The sequence below is a fragment of the Pseudomonas sp. MWU16-30322 genome (assembly GCF_020515535.1).
Taxonomy (GTDB): domain Bacteria; phylum Pseudomonadota; class Gammaproteobacteria; order Pseudomonadales; family Pseudomonadaceae; genus Aquipseudomonas; species Aquipseudomonas fluorescens_H.
Map to the genome: position 1 here is coordinate 377,040 of NZ_JAIWYL010000007.1, position 19,150 is coordinate 396,189.

At 61.5% G+C, this 19,150-nt stretch carries 22 protein-coding genes; 11 read left to right on the plus strand and 11 right to left on the minus strand.

The features are described from left to right. Positions 1-123 precede the first annotated feature (123 nt). Positions 124-384: an accessory factor UbiK family protein gene (locus LCH64_RS17095; RefSeq protein ID WP_007920416.1), complete on the minus strand. Its 261-nt coding sequence runs from the start codon at positions 382-384 to the stop codon at positions 124-126. A gap of 413 nt (positions 385-797) precedes the next feature. Between LCH64_RS17095 and glnK the strand changes: the two genes are divergently transcribed. The 4 genes from glnK (at position 798) to sutA (ending at position 3,582) form a co-directional block, all read left to right on the plus strand. After that, the gene (gene glnK, locus LCH64_RS17100; RefSeq protein WP_002555808.1) at positions 798-1,136 is read left to right on the plus strand and encodes a P-II family nitrogen regulator; all 339 of its coding nucleotides are present in this window, start codon (positions 798-800) and stop codon (positions 1,134-1,136) included. Between the two features lie 37 nt (positions 1,137-1,173). Then, positions 1,174-2,511 (plus strand): ammonium transporter, encoded by a 1,338-nt coding sequence (locus LCH64_RS17105; protein ID WP_103483682.1) that lies wholly within the window; start codon positions 1,174-1,176, stop codon positions 2,509-2,511. A 216-nt stretch (positions 2,512-2,727) separates the two neighbouring features. Further along, on the plus strand, positions 2,728-3,153 hold the full coding sequence (locus tag LCH64_RS17110; protein ID WP_003229414.1) for a secondary thiamine-phosphate synthase enzyme YjbQ: 426 nt from the start codon (positions 2,728-2,730) through the stop codon (positions 3,151-3,153). Between the two features lie 102 nt (positions 3,154-3,255). Beyond that, the gene (gene sutA, locus LCH64_RS17115; protein WP_003229413.1) at positions 3,256-3,582 is read left to right on the plus strand and encodes a transcriptional regulator SutA; all 327 of its coding nucleotides are present in this window, start codon (positions 3,256-3,258) and stop codon (positions 3,580-3,582) included. Between the two features lie 235 nt (positions 3,583-3,817). Here the strand turns inward: sutA and LCH64_RS17120 are convergent, their stop codons facing one another. The 6 genes from LCH64_RS17120 to LCH64_RS17145 are packed head-to-tail and all read right to left on the minus strand — an operon-like array spanning position 3,818 to position 8,430. Then, positions 3,818-4,525 (minus strand): HAD-IA family hydrolase, encoded by a 708-nt coding sequence (locus LCH64_RS17120; RefSeq protein ID WP_226500817.1) that lies wholly within the window; start codon positions 4,523-4,525, stop codon positions 3,818-3,820. After that, positions 4,522-5,421, minus strand: a complete 900-nt coding sequence (xerC, locus tag LCH64_RS17125; protein WP_226500818.1) for a tyrosine recombinase XerC — start codon at positions 5,419-5,421, stop codon at positions 4,522-4,524. Before xerC ends, LCH64_RS17120 begins: the two co-directional genes overlap by 4 nt. A gap of 2 nt (positions 5,422-5,423) precedes the next feature. Further along, complete coding sequence (locus LCH64_RS17130) at positions 5,424-6,149, minus strand: DUF484 family protein (protein WP_003229406.1); 726 nt, start codon at positions 6,147-6,149, stop codon at positions 5,424-5,426. 13 nt (positions 6,150-6,162) lie between these two features. Next, positions 6,163-6,993, minus strand: coding sequence for a diaminopimelate epimerase (gene dapF / locus LCH64_RS17135; protein ID WP_103483680.1), 831 nt, complete (start codon positions 6,991-6,993; stop codon positions 6,163-6,165). Positions 6,994-6,996: 3 nt separating this feature from the next. After that, a complete protein-coding gene (lysA, locus tag LCH64_RS17140) occupies positions 6,997-8,244 on the minus strand; it encodes a diaminopimelate decarboxylase (RefSeq protein ID WP_226500819.1) in 1,248 nt (415 codons plus the stop codon). Positions 8,245-8,253: 9 nt separating this feature from the next. After that, positions 8,254-8,430: a lipoprotein gene (locus tag LCH64_RS17145; protein ID WP_003229400.1), complete on the minus strand. Its 177-nt coding sequence runs from the start codon at positions 8,428-8,430 to the stop codon at positions 8,254-8,256. Positions 8,431-8,756: 326 nt separating this feature from the next. Between LCH64_RS17145 and cyaY the strand changes: the two genes are divergently transcribed. The 3 genes from cyaY to rnk all read left to right on the plus strand — a co-directional run bounded on the left by cyaY (position 8,757) and on the right by rnk (position 9,979). Beyond that, positions 8,757-9,089 carry an iron donor protein CyaY gene (gene cyaY / locus LCH64_RS17150; RefSeq protein WP_003229398.1) on the plus strand — a complete coding sequence of 111 codons (333 nt, stop codon included), beginning with the start codon at positions 8,757-8,759 and terminating at the stop codon, positions 9,087-9,089. Between the two features lie 4 nt (positions 9,090-9,093). Beyond that, entirely contained in the window at positions 9,094-9,312 is a 219-nt protein-coding gene (locus LCH64_RS17155) for a DUF1289 domain-containing protein (protein WP_083367570.1), read from the plus strand. A gap of 256 nt (positions 9,313-9,568) precedes the next feature. Further along, complete coding sequence (gene rnk / locus LCH64_RS17160; RefSeq protein ID WP_226500820.1) at positions 9,569-9,979, plus strand: nucleoside diphosphate kinase regulator; 411 nt, start codon at positions 9,569-9,571, stop codon at positions 9,977-9,979. A gap of 7 nt (positions 9,980-9,986) precedes the next feature. Here rnk and LCH64_RS17165 read toward each other — a convergent pair whose 3' ends face one another. The 3 genes from LCH64_RS17165 to LCH64_RS17175 all read right to left on the minus strand — a co-directional run bounded on the left by LCH64_RS17165 (position 9,987) and on the right by LCH64_RS17175 (position 13,796). Further along, complete coding sequence (locus LCH64_RS17165; RefSeq protein WP_226500821.1) at positions 9,987-12,827, minus strand: class I adenylate cyclase; 2,841 nt, start codon at positions 12,825-12,827, stop codon at positions 9,987-9,989. A gap of 183 nt (positions 12,828-13,010) precedes the next feature. Continuing rightward, positions 13,011-13,256, minus strand: a complete 246-nt coding sequence (locus LCH64_RS17170) for a TIGR02647 family protein (protein ID WP_003229392.1) — start codon at positions 13,254-13,256, stop codon at positions 13,011-13,013. Positions 13,257-13,511: 255 nt separating this feature from the next. Continuing rightward, the gene (locus LCH64_RS17175) at positions 13,512-13,796 is read right to left on the minus strand and encodes a hypothetical protein (RefSeq protein ID WP_226500822.1); all 285 of its coding nucleotides are present in this window, start codon (positions 13,794-13,796) and stop codon (positions 13,512-13,514) included. A 123-nt stretch (positions 13,797-13,919) separates the two neighbouring features. Between LCH64_RS17175 and LCH64_RS17180 the strand changes: the two genes are divergently transcribed. Further along, positions 13,920-14,579 (plus strand): glutathione S-transferase, encoded by a 660-nt coding sequence (locus tag LCH64_RS17180; protein WP_103483675.1) that lies wholly within the window; start codon positions 13,920-13,922, stop codon positions 14,577-14,579. Positions 14,580-14,689: 110 nt separating this feature from the next. Here the strand turns inward: LCH64_RS17180 and argH are convergent, their stop codons facing one another. Then, positions 14,690-16,084 carry an argininosuccinate lyase gene (gene argH / locus LCH64_RS17185; RefSeq protein ID WP_103368168.1) on the minus strand — a complete coding sequence of 465 codons (1,395 nt, stop codon included), beginning with the start codon at positions 16,082-16,084 and terminating at the stop codon, positions 14,690-14,692. Between the two features lie 464 nt (positions 16,085-16,548). Between argH and LCH64_RS17190 the strand changes: the two genes are divergently transcribed. The 3 genes from LCH64_RS17190 to LCH64_RS17200 all read left to right on the plus strand — a co-directional run bounded on the left by LCH64_RS17190 (position 16,549) and on the right by LCH64_RS17200 (position 19,138). Next, positions 16,549-17,295: a LytTR family DNA-binding domain-containing protein gene (locus LCH64_RS17190; RefSeq protein ID WP_003229385.1), complete on the plus strand. Its 747-nt coding sequence runs from the start codon at positions 16,549-16,551 to the stop codon at positions 17,293-17,295. Positions 17,296-17,432: 137 nt separating this feature from the next. After that, entirely contained in the window at positions 17,433-18,374 is a 942-nt protein-coding gene (gene hemC, locus LCH64_RS17195) for a hydroxymethylbilane synthase (RefSeq protein WP_226500823.1), read from the plus strand. Continuing rightward, on the plus strand, positions 18,371-19,138 hold the full coding sequence (locus LCH64_RS17200) for a uroporphyrinogen-III synthase (protein ID WP_226500824.1): 768 nt from the start codon (positions 18,371-18,373) through the stop codon (positions 19,136-19,138). The genes hemC and LCH64_RS17200 overlap by 4 nt, the downstream gene beginning before the upstream one ends. Positions 19,139-19,150: the final 12 nt, after the last annotated feature.

The following is a 19,150-nucleotide window of genomic DNA, read 5'->3' on the forward strand; positions in this document are numbered from 1 at the left end:
GAGTTTCTGCGAGACCGTTGGAATAATTCGTTGTAAGGATTGATCTGACGGAAACCGCTCCTGCTTTGGCAGGAGCGGTTTAACTTCTCTTCGCAAACTTGAAGGCATTTCTACTCGGGATTGTTATTCCGCAGGCGGCGTCAGCTTCGCTTCCATCTCGGCAACTTTCGCTTCGAGGCTCTCGAGGCGAGCGCGAGTGCGGGCCAGTACGACCATCTGACTGTCAAACTCTTCCCGGCTGACCAGATCCAGTTTGCTGAACGCACTTTGCAGCAGCATCTTGAACTGGCTTTCGATTTCGGCTTTCGGCAGCGGGGTGTCGCCGCTGAACAGGCGGGAGGCGGTGCCGCTCAGGGCGTCGAGGAAGTCTTTGGGCGCGAGCATGGTGGATGTCCTGGAAACAATGGCGGGCAGTGTATCACGCAGTGTCTATAGTCATTTGCGCAGGCATGGATGCACGCTTTTCGCGCAAGCGGACGGACGGCAGCGCACCGTTGTTGTGCGTATCCATCGTGGGTTTTGCGCGCGAGCGCCTGCGGCAGCGGCCAAGGGATTGAAATCAGGGGAATTTGGCGAGATGGCAAGCTTTCTGCTTAGTCGGTAGTGACCCATGCACTGATGCAGTCGCTGTGACGAATGCAGTGCGGCAGGCGGGACGGGGAGTTTCGTCAGCAGCGGTTAGCTGGCGTCAGTCGGGCAGGTAAGGCCGACGATGCGTTACAAAGCCAGGCACTGCGCTTAGACTTGAGTCGGGTTTGTTTTCCTGGGGCAAGTCCACCAATTCGGGAGAGAGTTTCATGAAGCTAGTCACTGCCATCATCAAGCCGTTCAAGTTGGACGACGTGCGCGAGTCGCTGTCCGAAATCGGCGTGCAGGGCATTACCGTCACTGAAGTCAAAGGCTTCGGCCGGCAGAAGGGTCACACCGAGCTGTATCGCGGCGCGGAGTATGTGGTCGATTTTCTGCCCAAGGTGAAAATCGACGTTGCCATCGACGACAAGGATCTGGATCGGGTGATCGAGGCGATCACCAAGGCTGCCAACACCGGCAAGATCGGTGACGGCAAGATCTTCGTGGTCAATCTGGAACAGGCGATCCGCATCCGTACCGGCGAAACCGATACCGACGCGATCTAAACGCCGCCACAAACCCAACGCCCCAGGAGAAAACAATATGACTCTGCGTAAATTCGCAGGGCTAGGCGCCCTGTTGTCCATCGTAATGCCCGGCCTGGCTATGGCGGCAGATCCGGTGGCGCCGCCAGTCCTCAATTCCGGCGACACCGCCTGGATGCTGACCTCCACAGCCCTCGTGCTGTTCATGACCATTCCCGGCCTCGCGCTGTTCTACGGCGGCATGGTGCGGTCGAAAAACATTCTTTCGGTGATGATGCAGTGCTTCGCCATTACCGGCCTGGTCACCATCCTGTGGTTCCTTTATGGCTACAGCATGGCGTTCGACACCACCGGGATGGAAGCCAACGTCGTCAACCTGAACTCCTTCGTCGGCAGCTTTGCCAAGGCCTTCCTCGCGGGCATCACGCCTGCCAGCATTACCGGCCCGGCAGCACTGTTCCCTGAAGCGGTGTTCGTCACTTATCAAATGACCTTCGCCATCATCACCCCGGCGCTGATCGTCGGTGCCTTCGCCGAGCGCATGAAGTTCTCCGCGATGCTGGTGTTCATGGGCGTCTGGTTCACTCTGGTGTATGCGCCGATCGCGCACATGGTCTGGAGCGGTCCGGGTTCGCTGCTGGGCGACTGGGGCGTGCTCGATTTCGCCGGCGGCACCGTGGTTCACATCAACGCCGGTATCGCCGGTCTGGTGGCGTGCCTGGTGCTGGGCAAGCGCAAAGGCTTCCCGACCACCCCGATGGCACCGCACAACCTTGGTTACACCCTGATGGGCGCGGCGATGCTGTGGGTCGGCTGGTTCGGCTTCAACGCCGGTTCCGCCGCGGCCGCCAACGGCACTGCCGGCATGGCGATGCTGGTCACTCAGATCGCTACCGCTGCTGCTGCACTGGGCTGGATGTTCGCCGAGTGGATCACCCACGGCAAACCTAGCGCACTGGGCATTGCCTCGGGTGTGGTTGCAGGTCTGGTGGCAATCACGCCGGCAGCCGGTACCGTGGGCCCGATGGGCTCGCTGATCATCGGTCTGGCGGCCGGTGTGGTGTGCTTCTTCTGCGCGACCACGCTGAAACGCAAACTCGGTTACGACGACTCCCTGGATGCCTTCGGCGTGCACGGTATCGGCGGTATCCTCGGCGCGATCCTCACCGGCGTGTTCGCCGCGCCGGCGCTGGGTGGCTTCGGCACCGTGACCGACATCGCTTCGCAAGTGTGGATTCAGTGCAAAGGTGTCGGCTTCACGGTGATCTACACCGCGATCGTCACCTTCATCATCCTCAAGGTACTGGACGTGGTCATGGGCCTGCGTGCCACCGAGGAAGAAGAGGCAGTGGGTCTGGACCTGGCACAACACAACGAACGCGGCTACAACCTGTAAGTACGCGCATCGAAAAAACTTGCCCGGCTTGCCGGGCATTTTTTTGTCTGGAATTTGTCATTCAGGTAGTGGCTGAAAGGATTTTTCGTACGGCTTTGGTCGTGTTTACGACAAGCGTTTTTCTGCGGCCAATGGCTTACATCATTGCAGGAATATTAGGGCCTTTGTTTTTTCCCAGAGCGCGCTAGAATGCGCCCCGAACGTGCGGAGAACTGTATGTGGCAACAGACTCTGATAACCCTGCGGGCACGGCCCCGGGGCTTTCATCTGGTAACGGACGAGTTACTCGCCGGCCTGCCTGAACTCAAGGCGTGCCGGGTCGGTCTGTTGCATTTGTGGCTGCAGCATACCTCGGCGTCGTTGACCATCAACGAGAACGCCGATCCGGCGGTCCGTCGCGACTTCGAACGATTTTTCAATCGTCTGATCCCACAAGGAACAGACGGCTATGAGCATAACGACGAAGGCCTGGACGACCTCCCGGCGCACTTCAAGGCCAGCGTACTTGGCTGCCAGATCAGTCTGCCGGTTTCGGCAGGGCGACTGGCTCTGGGAACCTGGCAAGGCGTTTATCTGGGCGAGCACCGTGATCATGGCGGTGCCCGTAAAGTCCTCGCCACCCTGCACGGTGAAGGGGCGTAAACCGTTGGTCACCAGCGGTTACCGATTTTTTTACGGCGACTTTCGACAGTCGCCAAAGCTGGTCTATAACTAATCTGCTTTTCGCAAGTCATGAGGTAGAACATGAGCGACGATGATCTGGAAAACGACGACCTCGAAGTAGGCGACGAAGACGAGGCCGAGGAAGGCCTGGAAGCAGCAGCGGAAGACGTTGCTGACGACGATGGCGGTGACGATACGCCGGCCCCGGCTGCCAAAGGCAAAGCCAAGGCTGCGGTGTCGATCGACGAATTGCCGAGCATCGAAGCCAAGAACAAGGAGCGCGACGCCCTGGCCAAGGCCATGGAAGAATTCCTTGCGCGCGGCGGCAAGGTGCAGGAAGTGGAGGCCAATGTGGTCGCCGATCCGCCCAAGAAGCCGGACAACAAGTACGGCAGCCGCCCTATCTGAGGCGTGCCGCTTGCTTGCTGAAAAAGCCCGCCGTCGCTGCGGGCTTTTTCATGCCTGAAATAAAAGCGCTCGTTCACTGCGACTTTGTGGCGAGGGAGCTTGCTCCCGCTGGGTCGCGAAGCGGCCCCAAAATCTGCAGGCGCAGTTTTTCAGGAATATTGTGTTGGCTGGTTTTACGACTGCTGCGCAGCCGAGCGGGAGCAAGCTCCCTCGCCACAAAAAAAGCGGTTGTGTATCAGGCGGAGGTGGCATTCCAGCGCGCCAGTACCGCCGGCAAATCAGTCAGGCTGCGGATCTCGGCATCCGGCAGGCGCTCGGCTTCCCAGACCTTGCCCGTCGGGTTGAACCAGATTGCGCGCATGCCTGCCTGCTGTGCCCCGGCAATGTCATCGCCGGGATGATCACCAATGTGTACCGCCAGATCAGCGCTCACACCACCACGCTGCAACGCCTCGTGAAACAGCCGCACATCCGGCTTGGCGATGCCGATGTCTTCCGCGCACAACGCAAACTTGAAGTAATCCGCCAGGCCCAATCGACGCACGTCGGCATTGCCGTTGGTGACCACGCCGAGGGCGTAGTGGTTGGCGAGGATTTCCAGAGTCGGTTCGACCTCGGGAAATACCGTGATCTGGTGCCGCGCGTGCAGGAACACTTCAAAACTCTTGTCGGCCAGATCGGAAGCTTCGCCGTGGGCGTACCCGGCTTCTTCCAGCGCGTGGAACAGCACGCGCCGGCGTAGCGCGCTGATGCGATGTTTGAGGCCCGGTTCGCTGGCCAGCACCCGCTCGCGAATCGCCCACAGATGCTCCACCGGCACCGCGCCCAGATTGGGTGCGTGTTCGCTCAACCACTGGCGCAATACCGCTTCGGCGCTGACGATCACCGGGGCGGTGTCCCACAGGGTGTCGTCGAGGTCGAAGGTGATCAACTGGATGTTCATGAATCGTCGCCTTTGCTGCGTTTGGCCCGTGGATGGGCGCTGTCGTAGACCGCCGCCAGGTGCTGGAAGTCCAGGTGGGTGTAGATCTGCGTGGTCTTGATGTCCGAGTGGCCGAGCAGTTCCTGCACCGCGCGCAGATCCTGCGAGGATTCCAGCAAGTGGCTGGCGAAAGAGTGCCGCAGCATGTGCGGGTGCAGGTTCTGCCCCAGTTCGCGCGCGCCGGCCAGTTTCACCCGAACCTGAATCGCCCGCGGACCAAGACGCCGGCCTTGCTGGCTGACGAACACGGCGTCGTCGGCCGGGTTGGTCATGGCCCGCAGCGGCAGCCATTGCTCGAGTGCTTCGCGAGCCTTTTTGCCGACCGGCAATAAGCGGGTCTTGCTGCCTTTGCCGAGCACCTGAACCATGCCGTCGGCCAGATCCAGCTGATCGAGATTGAGCCCGGTCAGCTCGGACAGGCGCAGGCCCGAGGAATAGAACAGTTCGAGAATCGCCTGATCACGACGGGCGAGAAAATCGTCCTCGACCGCACCTTCAAGCAGTTGCAACGCACGGTCGGTGTCGAGGGTTTTTGGCAGGCGCCGTTCGCCTTTCGGCGGCGCCAGACCGGTCGCCGGGTCGTGGTCGCACAGGCCTTCGCGATTCAGATAGTGATAGAGCCCGCGCACCGCTGAAAGTAATCGGGCGAGACTGCGCGACGACTGCCCCTGGGCATGCAGGCGGGCGATCAGGCTGCGCAGGCGCTGAATATCCAGCGCCGCCCAACTGCCGATGTTCTGCTTGAGGCACCAGCCGAGGACTTTATCGAGGTCGCGGCGATAGGCCGACAGGGTGTGCGGCGACACCTGTCGCTCACTGCGCAGGTGTTCGCAGTAAGCGTCCAGTTGTCGTTCCATGCTCAGCGTACCGAGCGCAGGGAACTGTTGACCCGTGGCAGCACGCGGCCCATGACTTCGGCGATGTAGCTGAGGAACAGCGTGCCGACCGAACTCTTGTAATGCTGCGGGTCACGGCTGGCGATTGCCAGAATGCCGTGGATGCCTTGATGGCTGACCGCAACCACTGCAGTTGAGCCGATCTGCTTGCGCTGTTCTTCGCCGAACAGGAAGTCCAGCTCATGTTCCCGCAGGGTGCCGCTGACGCTCTTGCCTTCGGTGAGCAGGCCGCCGATCGCGGTCTGCGCGTCGGCATGGGTCACCCAGCGGCCAACCGGCGCCGGGTTGTCGCCGAGCAGGATCAGGCTGACAAAGGGCACCTGAAAATCCTGACGCAGGCTGTCTTCGACGCTGATCACCACGTCTTCCAGGCTGGCGGCGTCCATCAGCGACAGGATCAGACGGCGGGTCTTGTCGAACAGGCGGTCGTTGTCGCGGGCCACGTCCATCAACTGCGAGAGGCGATGCCGCATCTCGATGTTGCGGTCGCGCAGGATGCTCATCTGCCGTTCGACCAGCGATACGGTGTCACCGCGCTGATGCGGAATGCGCAGGGCGGGCAGCAGTTCTTCGTGCTCGACGAAGAAGTCCGGATGAGCCTCGAGGTATGCGGCAACCGCTGCCGCCTCCAGGCTCTCGGACGCTGATTCGTCGGACTGTCGGGCGGGTACCTGAGGCTTATCGGTCATGGCTTCTGCTCACTCAAAGACGCACTTGTCCTTCGTATACACGCACTGCCGGGCCGGTCATCAGCACCGGTTGGCCAGGGCCTGCCCATTCAATGGACAGACGCCCGCCGGGCAGGTCGATCATCAGCGGCGAATCCATCCACCCCTGACTGATTGCAGCTACAGCGGCGGCGCAGGCGCCGGTGCCACAGGCCTGAGTTTCCCCGGCGCCGCGTTCCCAGACGCGCAACTGCGCACGGTTGCGGTCGATGACCTGGATGAAACCGACATTGACCCGCGCCGGGAAGCGCGGGTGGTGTTCGATTTTCGGCCCCAGTTCATGCACCGGTGCGTTGTTGATGTCCTGTACGCGCAGCACCGCATGGGGATTGCCCATCGACACGGCGGCCAGCTCGACCGTGGTGCCGTCGACCTCCAGTTGATAGCTTGTAGCCTGCGCCGGCGCATCGAACGGAATGTCCGCCGGCACCAGGCGCGGCGCGCCCATGTTCACCCCGATCTGGCCGTCGTTACGCACGTCCAGCTCGATGATGCCGCCCTTGGTCTCGACACGAATCTGCCGTTTGGCCGTCAGGCGCTTGTCCAGAACGAAGCGCGCGAAGCAGCGTGCACCGTTGCCGCACTGTTCCACTTCCGAGCCATCGGAGTTGAAGATCCGGTAACGGAAATCCACGTCCGGGTTGCTCGGCGCTTCGACGATCAGCAACTGGTCGAAACCGATACCGGTGTGCCGGTCGCCCCATTGCTTGGCGTGCTTGGGCTGAATATGCGCGTGCTGGCTGACCAGGTCGAGAACCATGAAGTCATTGCCCAGGCCGTGCATTTTGGTAAAACGCAGCAGCATGGGTTACTCCGGCAGCAGGCTTTCGCCGGCAAACAGCTCGGCCACGGTTTCGCGGCGGCGCACTTCAAAAACCTGATCACCGTCTACCAACACTTCAGCGGCACGGCCACGGGTGTTGTAGTTGGAACTCATCACGAAGCCGTAGGCACCGGCCGAATGCACGGCCAGCAGGTCGCCTTCTTCCAGCGCCAGCTCACGATCCTTGGCGAGGAAATCGCCGGTTTCGCAGATCGGGCCGACCACGTCGTACTGGCGCGCGGCGGCGTCGCGCGGCTTGACCGCGGTGATGTCCATCCAGGCCTGATACAGCGCCGGGCGGATCAGGTCGTTCATCGCCGCGTCGACGATGGCGAAATCCTTGTGTTCGGTGTGCTTGAGGTACTCGACCTGAGTCAGCAGCACGCCGGCGTTGGCGACGATGAAGCGGCCTGGTTCGAACACCAGCGCCAGGTCACGGCCATTCAGACGCTCGCGTACGGCCTTGATGTAGTCGCCGGCCAGTGGCGGCTCCTCATCGCGATAACGCACGCCCAGGCCACCACCGAGGTCTATGTGGCGCAGGTGGATGCCGCAGTCGCCGAGGCGGTCGACCAGATCCAGCAGGCGATCAAGGGCATCGAGGAACGGCGGCAGGGTGGTCAGTTGCGAGCCGATGTGGCAGTCGACACCGATCACTTCCAGGTTCGGCAGGTGCGCGGCACGCACGTACACGTCTTCGGCGTCGGCAATGGCGATGCCGAACTTGTTCTCTTTGAGACCGGTGGAAATGTACGGGTGGGTGCCGGCGTCGACGTCCGGGTTCACGCGCAGCGAGACCGGGGCGCGAACACCCAGCTCGGCTGCCACGACTTGCAGGCGCTCCAGCTCGTCGGTGGATTCGACGTTGAAGCAGTGCACGCCGACTTCCAGCGCGCGACGCATGTCGTCACGGGTCTTGCCGACGCCGGAGAACACGATCTTGTCGGCACTGCCGCCAGCGGCCAGTACGCGTTCCAGCTCGCCACGGGAAACGATGTCGAAACCGGCCCCGAGACGGGCCAGGACATTCAGCACGCCAAGGTTGGAGTTGGCCTTGACGGCGTAGCAGACCAGGTGCGGCATGCCGGCCAGCGCATCGGCGTAGGCCAGATATTGGGCTTCGATGTGCGCACGCGAGTAGACATAAGTGGGCGTGCCGAAGCGGTCGGCGATGGCGGACAGGGCCACACCTTCCGCGAACAGCTCCCCGCCACGGTAGTTAAAAGCGTCCATGGCGATCCCTTATTGGTAAACGTCGTGCTTGTGCGCCTTGGAGGCAGGTTGTTGTTGCGACGACTTGGCTTGCTCGGCCGGGTCCTGATCGTCATCCGGCAGGTACAGCGGGCCTTTTTGACCACAGGCGGAAACGAGGCAGGCAACCGCGACGAGCGCAGCAAGGGAAGAGATCAGGCGCTTCATGGCGAAATCCTTGAAAATGCGTTAATTGCGCCGGAGTATACCGGCCACCCGGCAGCTTGCCTATGCGAGGGGGTTCCCGTCCGGCGGGGCTTGCCCAAAGCTGTCCGGGCTTGCGCAATGCCCTGTAGGAGTGAGCCTGCTCGCGATTGCGGTGTGTCCGCCAGCAATAATGTTGAATGTGCCGGCCATTCGCGAGCAGGCTCACTCCTACAGGCTTTGGTGTCGGGAGTGGGGCAGGCCCTTGGTCGTTATCCTTTGCAATCGGCCGGCAGCGTCCGTATCTTGCGGCGCTTGAGCCTGATCAGACATTTTTTGAGGTTGCCACAATGAGTTTGTCCGAAGCGCGTTTCCACGATCTGGTCGATGAAACCCAGGAAAAACTGGAGGACATCTTTGACGAAAGCGACCTGGATATCGACCTGGAAAGCTCGGCCGGTGTACTGACTGTGAAGTTTGAAAACGGCACGCAGCTGATCTTCAGTCGTCAGGAGCCGTTGCGTCAGCTGTGGTTGGCGGCGGTCTCCGGCGGTTTCCATTTCGACTACGACGAAGAGAGCGAGCGCTGGATGTGCGACAAGAGCGAAGAGCAACTGGGCGAGATGCTCGAGCGCATCGTCAAGCAGCAAGCTGGTGTCGAATTCGATTTCGAAGGTCTGTGATTTCGTGACTGACACCGCACCTGTTCGTCCGCCAAAGCCGCTTTACAGCAACATCAGCCCGGCCGTGCCTTCGCCGTGCAGCGGCGTGTGCCGGCTGGATGAACAAAAGGTTTGTCTCGGCTGCTTCCGCCATGTCGAGGATATTCGCGAATGGCGCTCGGCAGACGATCAGCGCCGTCGGATCATCTGCCAGCAAGCTGCCGCACGAAAATCACAAGCCTGATCCGATCTGTGGCGAGGGAGCTTGCTCCCGCTCGGCTGCGCAGCAGTCGTAGGCATTTCAGGGCCGCTACGCGCCCCAGCGGGAGCAAGCTCCCTCGCCACAAGGGTCTCCTCCGGTCTGGAGGGTGGCTTGTATATTTTTTGAGCTGTGATAGTGTCCGAACACGCCTCAACCCATCGAGGCCTGGTGAAAACCCCGTCTTTTTTGGCGGGGTTTTGCTTTTTTTGTGTGCAGAAGAAAGGAGTCTGCCCGGATCATGACCGCACCTTCCATCACCCTTACCCGTCTGGACGTACAACGTCTGGAGCGCCTGATCGACAGCCTGGATGACACGCTGCCGGGCGTGATCGCGCTGCAAACCGAACTGGACCGCGCCGATACACTGGTCGGCCACGATGAAGTGCCCGCTGATGTCGTGACGATGAATTCCCGCGTGCACTGCCGCGAAGAAGGCAGTGGCAAGGACTATCACCTGACGCTGGTCTATCCCAATGACGCCAACGCCGACGAAGGCAAGATCTCGATCCTGGCGCCGGTCGGCAGCGCGCTGCTCGGCCTGAAAGTCGGTCAGCACATCGATTGGCCGGCGCCCGGCGGCAAGACGCTGAAACTGACCTTGCTGGAAGTTGAGTCGCAGCCGGCCAACGGCGGCGATTTCCGCGAATAAACCCGCCTCAGACTTGTTCGAGCGCCTCGTTCAGGGCGCGCTCCAGGTCGGCCTTGTAGCGCAAATACAAATTGCTTGAACTCTGACCATCACCGAGCAGGCCCGAGAGGTCCAGGTCGGTGATGTAGCAGCGATAGCGCTCGGTCTCGCGGCGTTGCTCGACGATCTCCCGGGCGACCACGCGGAACAATTGGTCGCCATGTTCCAGCTCGCTGAATTCCCGTTGATTGCAATACAGCGTGACCTGCACCTCTCCGGGTGCGGCTTTGCCGACAATCGCCTGTACGTCGTAGAACGGTTTATTGACCGGTGTCTGCGGCGTTGGCCGAGCCTCGACCCGTCGAGCCCTGCCCGGGCCCGAGGGCAACAGCTGGTAATACAAAATATCGAGAACCGCCGGGCTGGCATCCATTGGCAGCAGCGCTTCACGGCGGTACTGGATCGATTGCAGAAAACGCTGCAGCGGCACCAGCAGGCTCTGTTCGTCGTGATACGGCAGATGCTGTTGCCACAGCGCGTTGAACTCATCCAGCACGTACAGCTCGGCCTGTTGTTCAGTGATCCGGTAGAACACCTGAATCGATTCCGGCTGGCCCATCGGCAGGATCAGCGCGAGATCGTGATCCTCCAGTGCCATCGGGTCCAGGTGCAGCGGGCTGTAGCGCGGCTGTTCTTCGCCGAGGTAATCCAACAGCGCCGGCAAGGTAGCGAGCGCGACATGGTTGACCTGGCCCGGCACCAGCTCCAGCACGTGATAGTGCTGTTGCACCTGAATCAGGTAGCGGTGATTGAGCTCGCTGAGCAGCAGGGTCTGCGCGGTGTCGATGACTTCTTCGACGCGCCGGGCAATGAACTGCGCGCGGTTGTGGCAGAAGCAGCGCACTTTCAATGACGGCTGCTGTGGGCCGCGCGGCAGGTTGTTGAGGTAGTCACGCAGGCAATCGAGCAGCGCGTGGGGGCCGTCGAAACGGTTGACCAGCACTTCGTTCCAGCTGTTGAGCGTGACCTGATCGAGGGTCAGCACAAGGTTTTCGCGCACCCCGGCGTAACTCAGCGAGTCGGTGCGTTCGGTGGTCATCAGGATGTTCAGGTCGCGGTGATGCTTGAGCGGATCGACACCGACGTTGACCAGGATCAGCACTTCGCTCGGCACCGCGGCGCGCAGCAGCGGTTCTTCGGCGACGGTCGGCAAGGGCAGGGCAATGCACTGCTGCAGGCTGCCGAGCAGGTTGAACAGTTCGAACTCGCTCAAGTCGCTGGTGCCGGGGTGCAGGGCCAGGCGGGTGCTGCTGTCGATCACGCCGTTGCGGTGGCACCAGGTCAGCAGTTCGAGCAGCTCACGGCTGCGCTTGATCGGCGCGAAGTGTTCCCACTCCAGCGCGGTCAGGCTGCCGTTGTACAGGCCCCACTGGGTTTGCCCGGGCTCTTTTTTGTTCGGCGACTGCACCAGGGTCAAGGTGTCTTCGGCCAGATCCGGGGCGATGCCGGGATTGATGAACTCGACCTTGTCGGCCTTGCGTTCGAACGCGGCGTACAAGCGGCGGCCGAGCACATTGAGGTCGCGCTTGTTGATCAGGCTGACGGTCTGTTCGCTGCGGGCGAACTGGGTCAGGAAGCGATAACTGTAGTTCAGTTCATTGACCAGGGCGCGGCGTTCGGCACTGACCTGGCGGACTTTCCACTGGCTGCGGCTGTCGAGCAAGGCCAGTTGCCGCTGATCCCAATGCCACTCGTGGGCCAGGCGCTCCAGCAGCGAGCGCTGCCAGCTCTGGGTGCGGCTGTTGCCGGTAAGCTTGCGGTTGACCTTGAGATAAAGCGCGCGCCGCACCAGCTCCAGCCGCTCCGGCTCGTTGCGGGCGCTGAGGTATTCCTCGATGCGTCGGTACACCACCATGTACGGATCCAGCTCATCCAGATCCAGCTGATTGGCGAACACGGCCTGCTTGTAGCGCAGGCTCAGGCACTGCACGTTCGGGTGCTCGCTGGCGTAGACCTCGGTCAGCAACAGCTTGAGCACCGACTTGTAGGGCGACTCGATGCCCTTGAACAATTGCCACAGGCCGGCGCCGATGAACTCGCCCGGCGGAATCGTCGCCAGATGCCCGAGATCAAGTGTCTCGTCGGCGCGAATGAAGCGCTTGGACAGCAGGGTGTGGGTGTACTGGTCGTAGGCGGTTTCTTCGTAGACCGGCACCAGCCACCAGATCGGTGTGCGCCCGGCCAGCCAGATCGCGGTGCGATAAAACTCGTCCAGCAACAGATAGTGCTGAGTGCTGCCGCAGTTTTCGGAGCTAAGCTGGGTGTCGCGTTCGCCTTTGACGAAGCGCACCGGATCGATCAGGAAGAAGTGCGCCTCGGCGCCTTGGGTCGCGGCCCAGGCTTCGAGGAGCTGGCATTTTTTGCGCAGTTCGGCGAGTTCGTTTTCGCTCAGGTCCGGTGCGTGGCAAACCCACACGTCCATGTCGCTCTGATCGGCCTGAGCCAGGGTGCCGAGGCTGCCCATCAGAAACAGTCCGTGAATCGGCCGAGGCGGGTTGCTGCCATGGCGCGGCTTGTAGGAGAACGAGCGGGTCAGGCGCTGCGCTTCGGCGAGGGCGCTGGCGTCCGGCTCATAGTTGGACAGCCCGGCGGGGGTGCTGCCGGAAACATAGCCCGGCAACAGCGGGTGATTGACGTGGAAGAACAGTGGCAGCAGGGTCAGTACGCCTTGCTGGCGGCTCGACAGACCTTCAAGTGCCCGGCCGAGCCGGCCTTCATTGAGTTTGAGAAAACGCGCGCGCAGCTGGCTGAGCACCTTGCGGTCGATGCCTTCGTCCAGGTCGGGGCGGATTTCATGGGTGCGCGTCATGTCAGCTCAAACCGGCTCGCAGGCTCGGACGAAGAGGGTCTCGGAATGGGAGGCAGTTTAGCCTTTGCGCAGCGGGACTTTTAAGCTGAATTTGTTTTTTGACGTCAGATTTTTAGCGCGGGGTGCCGGGTGGGCCCGCGGAAATCCCGTGGCAGGAGTTCCCGTGGGCAAAGACGGGGGGGATCAGGCTGTTTCCTGCTCTCTCAGAATGGTCAGCACGGTTTGCACATTTTGCGCGGCATCGCGACCCAGGCTGGTCAGATACCCGCCATCAGGCTGGTCGGTGAGTTCTTTCTCGAAGAGGCGTTTGGCGGCGGCGATATGTTTCGGGGCAGCGGTCTGATGAATTTTCAAACCTTCCTGGGAACTGTCCAGGTTGAAGAGTGCGAGGACTTCCAGTTCGGCAACCAGCTCAGGGGTAAGCGACATAAGGACTCCAGACTTTCTAGGAATTGGACGACAGCGCCCCTAAGGTGAACCCGCTTTTGCGGCATGTCCAGTGCCGGTGGCCGGGTTTTTCCTTTCGAGGTGGAGTGCAGTGTAGTCAGGGGCCTGGAGATGGTGCGGCAGATACGTAACAAACATTGTAGGAGTGAGCCTGCTCGCGATTGCGCCGTGTCAGTCAGCTGATTTTTTGCTGAAAGAACGCAATCGCGAGCAGGCTCACTCCTACAGGATCGGGGTTTACTGCTTTTCCGGTGGCAGCTCGGGCAACTTACGCAGCGCCGCTTCGTACCACTCGGTATTGAACGCGCGGTCTTCGTCGAGCATCGCGTCAATCTCGTAGGCCAGCACATGGGCCATCAGATTAAGGATCTCTTCGCGCTCGACGCCCACCAGAGTCAGCTTGTTGTAGGTCGCCTTGGCCGCTGGCGGGTTGTCGCTTTCGATCTGGTTCTCGATGGCTTCGATCAACGTCGCCTCGGTGAACTCTTCTTCGTCGTTGTCGATGTCTGTCGGCTCGCTCATGGCAGGCTCCTCAAGGAAAGGCGCCAGTTTACCCGCATTCAGCGGCGTGATGCTGCTGGCAGGATCGTGGCGGGCGATCTATAAACAGTGACTGCCCACCCCGCACGGCCTGGAGGCTATGTGATGTTCAAGCTCTACGGATTCGCTGTCAGCAACTACTACAACATGGTCAAGCTGGCGCTGCTGGAAAAGGGCCTGGCGTTCGAAGAAGTCACCTTCTACCCGACGCCGACACCTGAATCATTGGCGATCAGTCCACGCGGCAAAGTGCCGGTGCTGGGCGTCGAGGCGGGTTTCATCAACGAAACCGCGATCATCCTTGAATACCTCGAACAGACCCAGAAGGGCACGCCGCTACTGCCGAGCGATCCATTCGAGCGGGCGCAGGTGCTGGCGATTGCCAAGGAAATCGAGTTGTACATCGAGCTGCCGGGCCGTGCCTGTTATGGCGAAGCTTTCTTTGGCGCGGCGGTACCGGAAGCGATCAAGGAGAAAACCAAAGCCGAGTTGCTGCTGGGTTTCGCGGCGTTGGGTCGACACGGCAAATTCGCCCCGTACGTGGCGGGCGACAGTTTGAGCATCGCGGATGTGTACTTCCTGTACAGCGTGCCGCTGGCGTGTGCGGTCGGACAGAAACTGTTCGGGATCGATTTGCTGGCAGAGATGCCGAAGGCCAAGGCGCTGCTGGAGCGGCTTGAACAGAATCCGCATGTGCAGAAGATTGCGGCGGACAAAGAATTGGCGATGCCGGCGTTTTTGGCGATGATCGCAGCCAAGAAGTAGGTCTTGCAGTGTTCTGAAGTCAGCATTCGCGAGCAAGCCCGCTCCCACATTTGGACTGTATTAACAAATCCAGACTGTGGGAGCGAGCCTGCTCGCGAAGCTTTTGACCTTTAGCGGCTGGCGATGAGGGCCTGACCGCGAGCCACGGCGGCCTTGACCTGCGCCGGCGCAGTCCCGCCGATATGGTCACGGGCATTCACCGAGCCTTCCAGGGTCAGCACGGCGAACACGTCCTGCTCGATCTGGTCGCTGAACTGACGCAGTTCTTCCAGGCTCATCTCGGCCAGATCCTTGCCGGTGTCGACGCCGTACTTCACCGCGTGACCGACGATTTCGTGGCAGTCACGGAACGGCAGGCCACGGCGCACCAGGTAGTCCGCCAGGTCGGTCGCGGTGGAGAAACCGCGCAGGGCCGCTTCGCGCATGATCGCGTGCTTCGGCTTGATCGCCGGGATCATGTCGGCAAAGGCGCGCAGCGAATCGCGTAGGGTGTCGGCGGCGTCGAACAGCGGCTCTTTGTCTTCCTGGTTGTCCTTGTTGTAGGCCAGTGGCTGGCCTTTCATCAGGGTCAGCAGGCCCATCAGCGCACCGAACACACGGCCGGTTTTGCCGCGTACCAGTTCCGGCACGTCCGGGTTTTTCTTTTGCGGCATGATCGAGCTGCCGGTGCAGAAACGATCCGGCAGATCGATGAACTGGAACTGCGCGCTGGTCCACAGCACCAGCTCTTCGGAGAAACGCGACAGGTGCATCATCGCGATGCTCGCGGCCGAGCAGAATTCGATAGCGAAGTCGCGATCGGAAACGTTGTCCAGCGAGTTGCCGCCGACGGCGTCGAAGCCCAACAATTGCGCGGTGTATTCGCGGTCGATCGGGTAGGTGGTGCCGGCCAGCGCGGCGCTGCCCAGTGGCATGCGGTTGGTGCGCTTGCGGCAGTCGACCAGACGCTCGTAGTCGCGGCTGAGCATTTCGAACCAGGCCAGCATGTGGTGGCCGAAGGTCACTGGCTGGGCAGTTTGCAGGTGAGTGAAGCCGGGCATGATGCTCGCGGCTTCGCGCTCGGCCTGCTCCAGCAGGCCTTTTTGCAGGCGGGTGATCTCGGCCAGGATCAGGTCGATTTCGTCACGCAGCCACAGCCGGATGTCGGTGGCGACCTGGTCATTACGGCTGCGCCCGGTGTGCAGTTTCTTGCCGGTGATGCCGATGCGATCGGTCAGGCGCGCTTCGATGTTCATGTGCACGTCTTCGAGGTCGACGCGCCAGTCGAACTGGCCGGCCTCGATTTCGCCCTGAATGGTCTTCAGGCCGTCGATGATGCTGTCGCGCTCGGCATCGGTCAGCACGCCGACCTTGGCCAGCATAGTGGCGTGGGCGATCGAGCCCATGATGTCGTGGCGATACAGGCGCTGGTCGAAGGTGACGGAGGCGGTGAAGCGGGCGACGAAGGCGTCGACGGGTTCACTGAAGCGGCCGCCCCAGGACTGATTGGTCTTGTCAGTGCTCATGAATTCGCTCGTATCGGCTTGAAGAAAGAAGGCGTGAAACGCTGGCGCGGATAATAACAGGGTTGCCAATCCTGTCGCTGACACCGGTCGATACGTTTTTTTCTCATCTGCTCATTCATAGTCGGCGCTGTCTGCGGGGGATTTGCGCAAGGATATTTTTCGATTGAGCAATATCGGCCCGGCAAGCGTCTACAGTTGGACATAAGGGTCGGCGCGACTGCGGATCGCGCAAGTGCCGACTATAAGAAGAGGGGGTGGGTGGTTTTGTCCTTTGGCATACCCCGTGAAAAACGCAGGAAACAGCGGGCTTTGAGCAGTACGACCCGGACACTGGCAAATATTGCTGGCCGACGTACGGCACTTTTTGGCGCTCGGGCTAGTCTTAGCGTGGATCGCGGTGACGGACGTCACTTCACCTGTCTACGCTATCCTTGTGCGAGACTCACGCAGGAATCCAGCGCAATATGAATGTCCTGATCGTTGATGACGAACCACTGGCTCGCGAGCGCCTAAGCCGAATGGTAAGCGAGCTCGAGGGTTATACAGTCCTGGAGCCCAGCGCCACGAATGGCGAAGAGGCGCTGGCGCTGATCGACAGCCACAAGCCGGATATCGTGCTGCTCGATATCCGCATGCCGGGCCTCGATGGCCTGCAGGTCGCTGCCCGTCTGTGCGAGCGCGAAACGCCGCCGGCCGTGGTGTTTTGCACCGGCCCCGATGAATTTGCCGTGGAAGCCCTGCAGGCCAGCGCCGTGGGCTATGTGGTGAAACCCGTGCGAACCGAACATCTGCATGACGCCCTGAAACGGGCTGAACGTCCCAACCGGGCGCAACTCTCGGCCCTGACCCGTCCCGCCGCCGAGAGCGGTAACGGCCCGCGCAGCCATATCAGCGCCCGGACCCGCAAAGGGATCGAGCTGATCCCGCTGGATCAGGTGGTCTATTTCATTGCCGATCACAAATACGTGACCCTGCGCCATGAAAGCGGCGAGGTTCTGCTGGACGAACCCCTCAAGGCCCTTGAAGACGAGTTCGGCGAGCGTTTCGTGCGTATCCACCGTAACGCGCTGGTCGCCCGTGACCGCATCGAGCGTCTGCAACGCACGCCGCTGGGGCATTTCCAGCTGTTCCTCAAAGGCCTCAATGGTGATGCGCTGATCGTCAGTCGTCGACATGTGGCCGGTGTGCGCAAGATGATGCAGGGCCTCTGACCCGGCCTTCGCGCTTGGTTTCACTTTCTTCTACCGGGCATCGCAGGCCAGGGAGGCCACGCCGTTTCTGATTCAAGTCAAAGTGGATTTGGCTGAGCTGTTATTATCCGCCGTATCTATTCAGTACGGATTGATCCATGTCCTCTCGCGAAATCCGCATCGCCACCCGTAAAAGTGCGCTGGCCCTCTGGCAGGCCGAATACGTCAAAGCCCGTCTGCAAGCGGCCCATCCGGGTTTGCTGGTGACGCTGGTGCCCATGGTCAGTCGCGGTGACAAGCTGCTCGACTCGCCGCTGTCGAAAATCGGCGGCAAGGGCCTGTTCGTCAAGGAACTGGAAACCGCGCTGCTGGAAAACGACGCCGACATCGCTGTGCACTCGATGAAAGACGTGCCGATGGACTTCCCCGAAGGCCTTGGCCTGTTCTGCATCTGCGAACGCGAAGACCCGCGTGATGCTTTCGTTTCCAATACCTACGCCAGCCTGGATGCGCTGCCTGCCGGCGCCATCGTCGGCACCTCCAGCCTGCGGCGTCAGGCGCAGTTGCTGACCCGTCGTCCTGATCTGGAAATCCGCTTCCTGCGCGGTAACGTCAACACCCGTCTGGCCAAACTCGATGCCGGCGAATACGACGCGATCATCCTCGCGGCGGCCGGTCTGATCCGTCTCGGTTTCGAAGACCGCATCACCTCGGCCATCAGCGTCGACGACAGCCTGCCGGCCGGTGGCCAGGGCGCCGTTGGCATCGAGTGCCGCAGCGCCGACACGCAAATCCACGCCTTGCTCGCACCGTTGCATCACGCCGACACCGCTTCGCGCGTGACCGCTGAACGTGCCCTCAACAAACATCTGAATGGCGGCTGCCAGGTGCCGATTGCCTGCTATGCCGTGCTTGAAGGTGAGCAGTTGTGGTTGCGTGGGCTGGTGGGCGAACCGAGTGGTGGCAAGCTGCTCAGCGCCGAGGCGCGTGCGCCGCGTGCCGATGCCGAGACGCTGGGGGTGAAGGTTGCCGAAGACTTGCTCAGCCAGGGTGCCGACGACATTCTCAAAGCGGTGTATGGCGAGGCAGGTCACGAGTGACTGGCTGGCGCCTGCTGCTGACGCGCCCTGCGGATGACTGTGCGGCGCTGGCCGCGGAGTTGGCCGGACAGGGGATTTTCAGCAGTTGCCTGCCGCTTCTGGACATAGCGCCGCTGCCGGTCTCTGCCAAGATACGTCAGGCGCTGGCGCGGCTTTCGGGTTGCAGCGTGGTCATCGTGGTCAGCAAGCCGGCGGCGCGGATTGCTCTTGATCTGCTGGACGCTTATGGACCTCGGTCGTTGTCGATGCCGTGGTTCAGCGTCGGCGCGGCGACCGCGCAGATTCTTCGCGATCACGGTCTCGACGTACACTTTCCCGCCGACGGCGATGACAGTGAAGCCCTGCTGCAATTGTCGCGTCTGCGCGAGGCGGTCACCGAGCCCGGCGCGCAGGTGCTGATCCTGCGTGGCGAGGGTGGCCGCGAGCTGCTCGCCGAGCGCCTGCGCGCGCTTGGTGCTAGTGTCGAGTATCTGGAGTTGTATCGGCGTGACCTGCCGGCCTACCCGCCGCAAGAGCTGCCGCGGCGGATTGCAGCGGAACGCTTGAACGGGCTGGTGGTCAGCAGTGGACAGGGTTTCGAGCACTTGCGCCAGATGGCCGGCGATGCCTGGCCGTCAATTGCGCAGTTGCCGTTGTTTGTGCCAAGCCCAAGGGTTGCCGAGCTGGCACGTGCCGCCGGGGCCCGAACAGTTGTGGATTGCCGCGGCGCGAGTGCCGCGGCTTTGCTGACGGCGTTACGGGAGCATCCCGTGCCCGTTCTCTAATGCAAAGGATGG

Bases quoted from the DNA above. Each gene is read 5' to 3' on its own strand.
- rnk (WP_226500820.1), top strand. From the start codon at position 9,569: ATGACCGCACCTTCCATCACCCTTACCCGTCTGGACGTACAACGTCTG.
- hemC (WP_226500823.1), top strand. From the start codon at position 17,433: ATGTCCTCTCGCGAAATCCGCATCGCCACCCGTAAAAGTGCGCTGGCC.
- LCH64_RS17170 (WP_003229392.1), bottom strand. From the start codon at position 13,256: ATGTCGCTTACCCCTGAGCTGGTTGCCGAACTGGAAGTCCTCGCACTC.
- LCH64_RS17105 (WP_103483682.1), top strand. From the start codon at position 1,174: ATGACTCTGCGTAAATTCGCAGGGCTAGGCGCCCTGTTGTCCATCGTA.
- lysA (WP_226500819.1), bottom strand. From the start codon at position 8,244: ATGGACGCTTTTAACTACCGTGGCGGGGAGCTGTTCGCGGAAGGTGTG.
- glnK (WP_002555808.1), top strand. From the start codon at position 798: ATGAAGCTAGTCACTGCCATCATCAAGCCGTTCAAGTTGGACGACGTG.
- LCH64_RS17165 (WP_226500821.1), bottom strand. From the start codon at position 12,827: ATGACGCGCACCCATGAAATCCGCCCCGACCTGGACGAAGGCATCGAC.
- LCH64_RS17110 (WP_003229414.1), top strand. From the start codon at position 2,728: ATGTGGCAACAGACTCTGATAACCCTGCGGGCACGGCCCCGGGGCTTT.
- LCH64_RS17145 (WP_003229400.1), bottom strand. From the start codon at position 8,430: ATGAAGCGCCTGATCTCTTCCCTTGCTGCGCTCGTCGCGGTTGCCTGC.
- dapF (WP_103483680.1), bottom strand. From the start codon at position 6,993: ATGCTGCTGCGTTTTACCAAAATGCACGGCCTGGGCAATGACTTCATG.
- xerC (WP_226500818.1), bottom strand. From the start codon at position 5,421: ATGGAACGACAACTGGACGCTTACTGCGAACACCTGCGCAGTGAGCGA.
- cyaY (WP_003229398.1), top strand. From the start codon at position 8,757: ATGAGTTTGTCCGAAGCGCGTTTCCACGATCTGGTCGATGAAACCCAG.
- argH (WP_103368168.1), bottom strand. From the start codon at position 16,084: ATGAGCACTGACAAGACCAATCAGTCCTGGGGCGGCCGCTTCAGTGAA.
- sutA (WP_003229413.1), top strand. From the start codon at position 3,256: ATGAGCGACGATGATCTGGAAAACGACGACCTCGAAGTAGGCGACGAA.
- LCH64_RS17130 (WP_003229406.1), bottom strand. From the start codon at position 6,149: ATGACCGATAAGCCTCAGGTACCCGCCCGACAGTCCGACGAATCAGCG.
- LCH64_RS17175 (WP_226500822.1), bottom strand. From the start codon at position 13,796: ATGAGCGAGCCGACAGACATCGACAACGACGAAGAAGAGTTCACCGAG.
- LCH64_RS17180 (WP_103483675.1), top strand. From the start codon at position 13,920: ATGTTCAAGCTCTACGGATTCGCTGTCAGCAACTACTACAACATGGTC.
- LCH64_RS17120 (WP_226500817.1), bottom strand. From the start codon at position 4,525: ATGAACATCCAGTTGATCACCTTCGACCTCGACGACACCCTGTGGGAC.
- LCH64_RS17095 (WP_007920416.1), bottom strand. From the start codon at position 384: ATGCTCGCGCCCAAAGACTTCCTCGACGCCCTGAGCGGCACCGCCTCC.
- LCH64_RS17190 (WP_003229385.1), top strand. From the start codon at position 16,549: ATGAATGTCCTGATCGTTGATGACGAACCACTGGCTCGCGAGCGCCTA.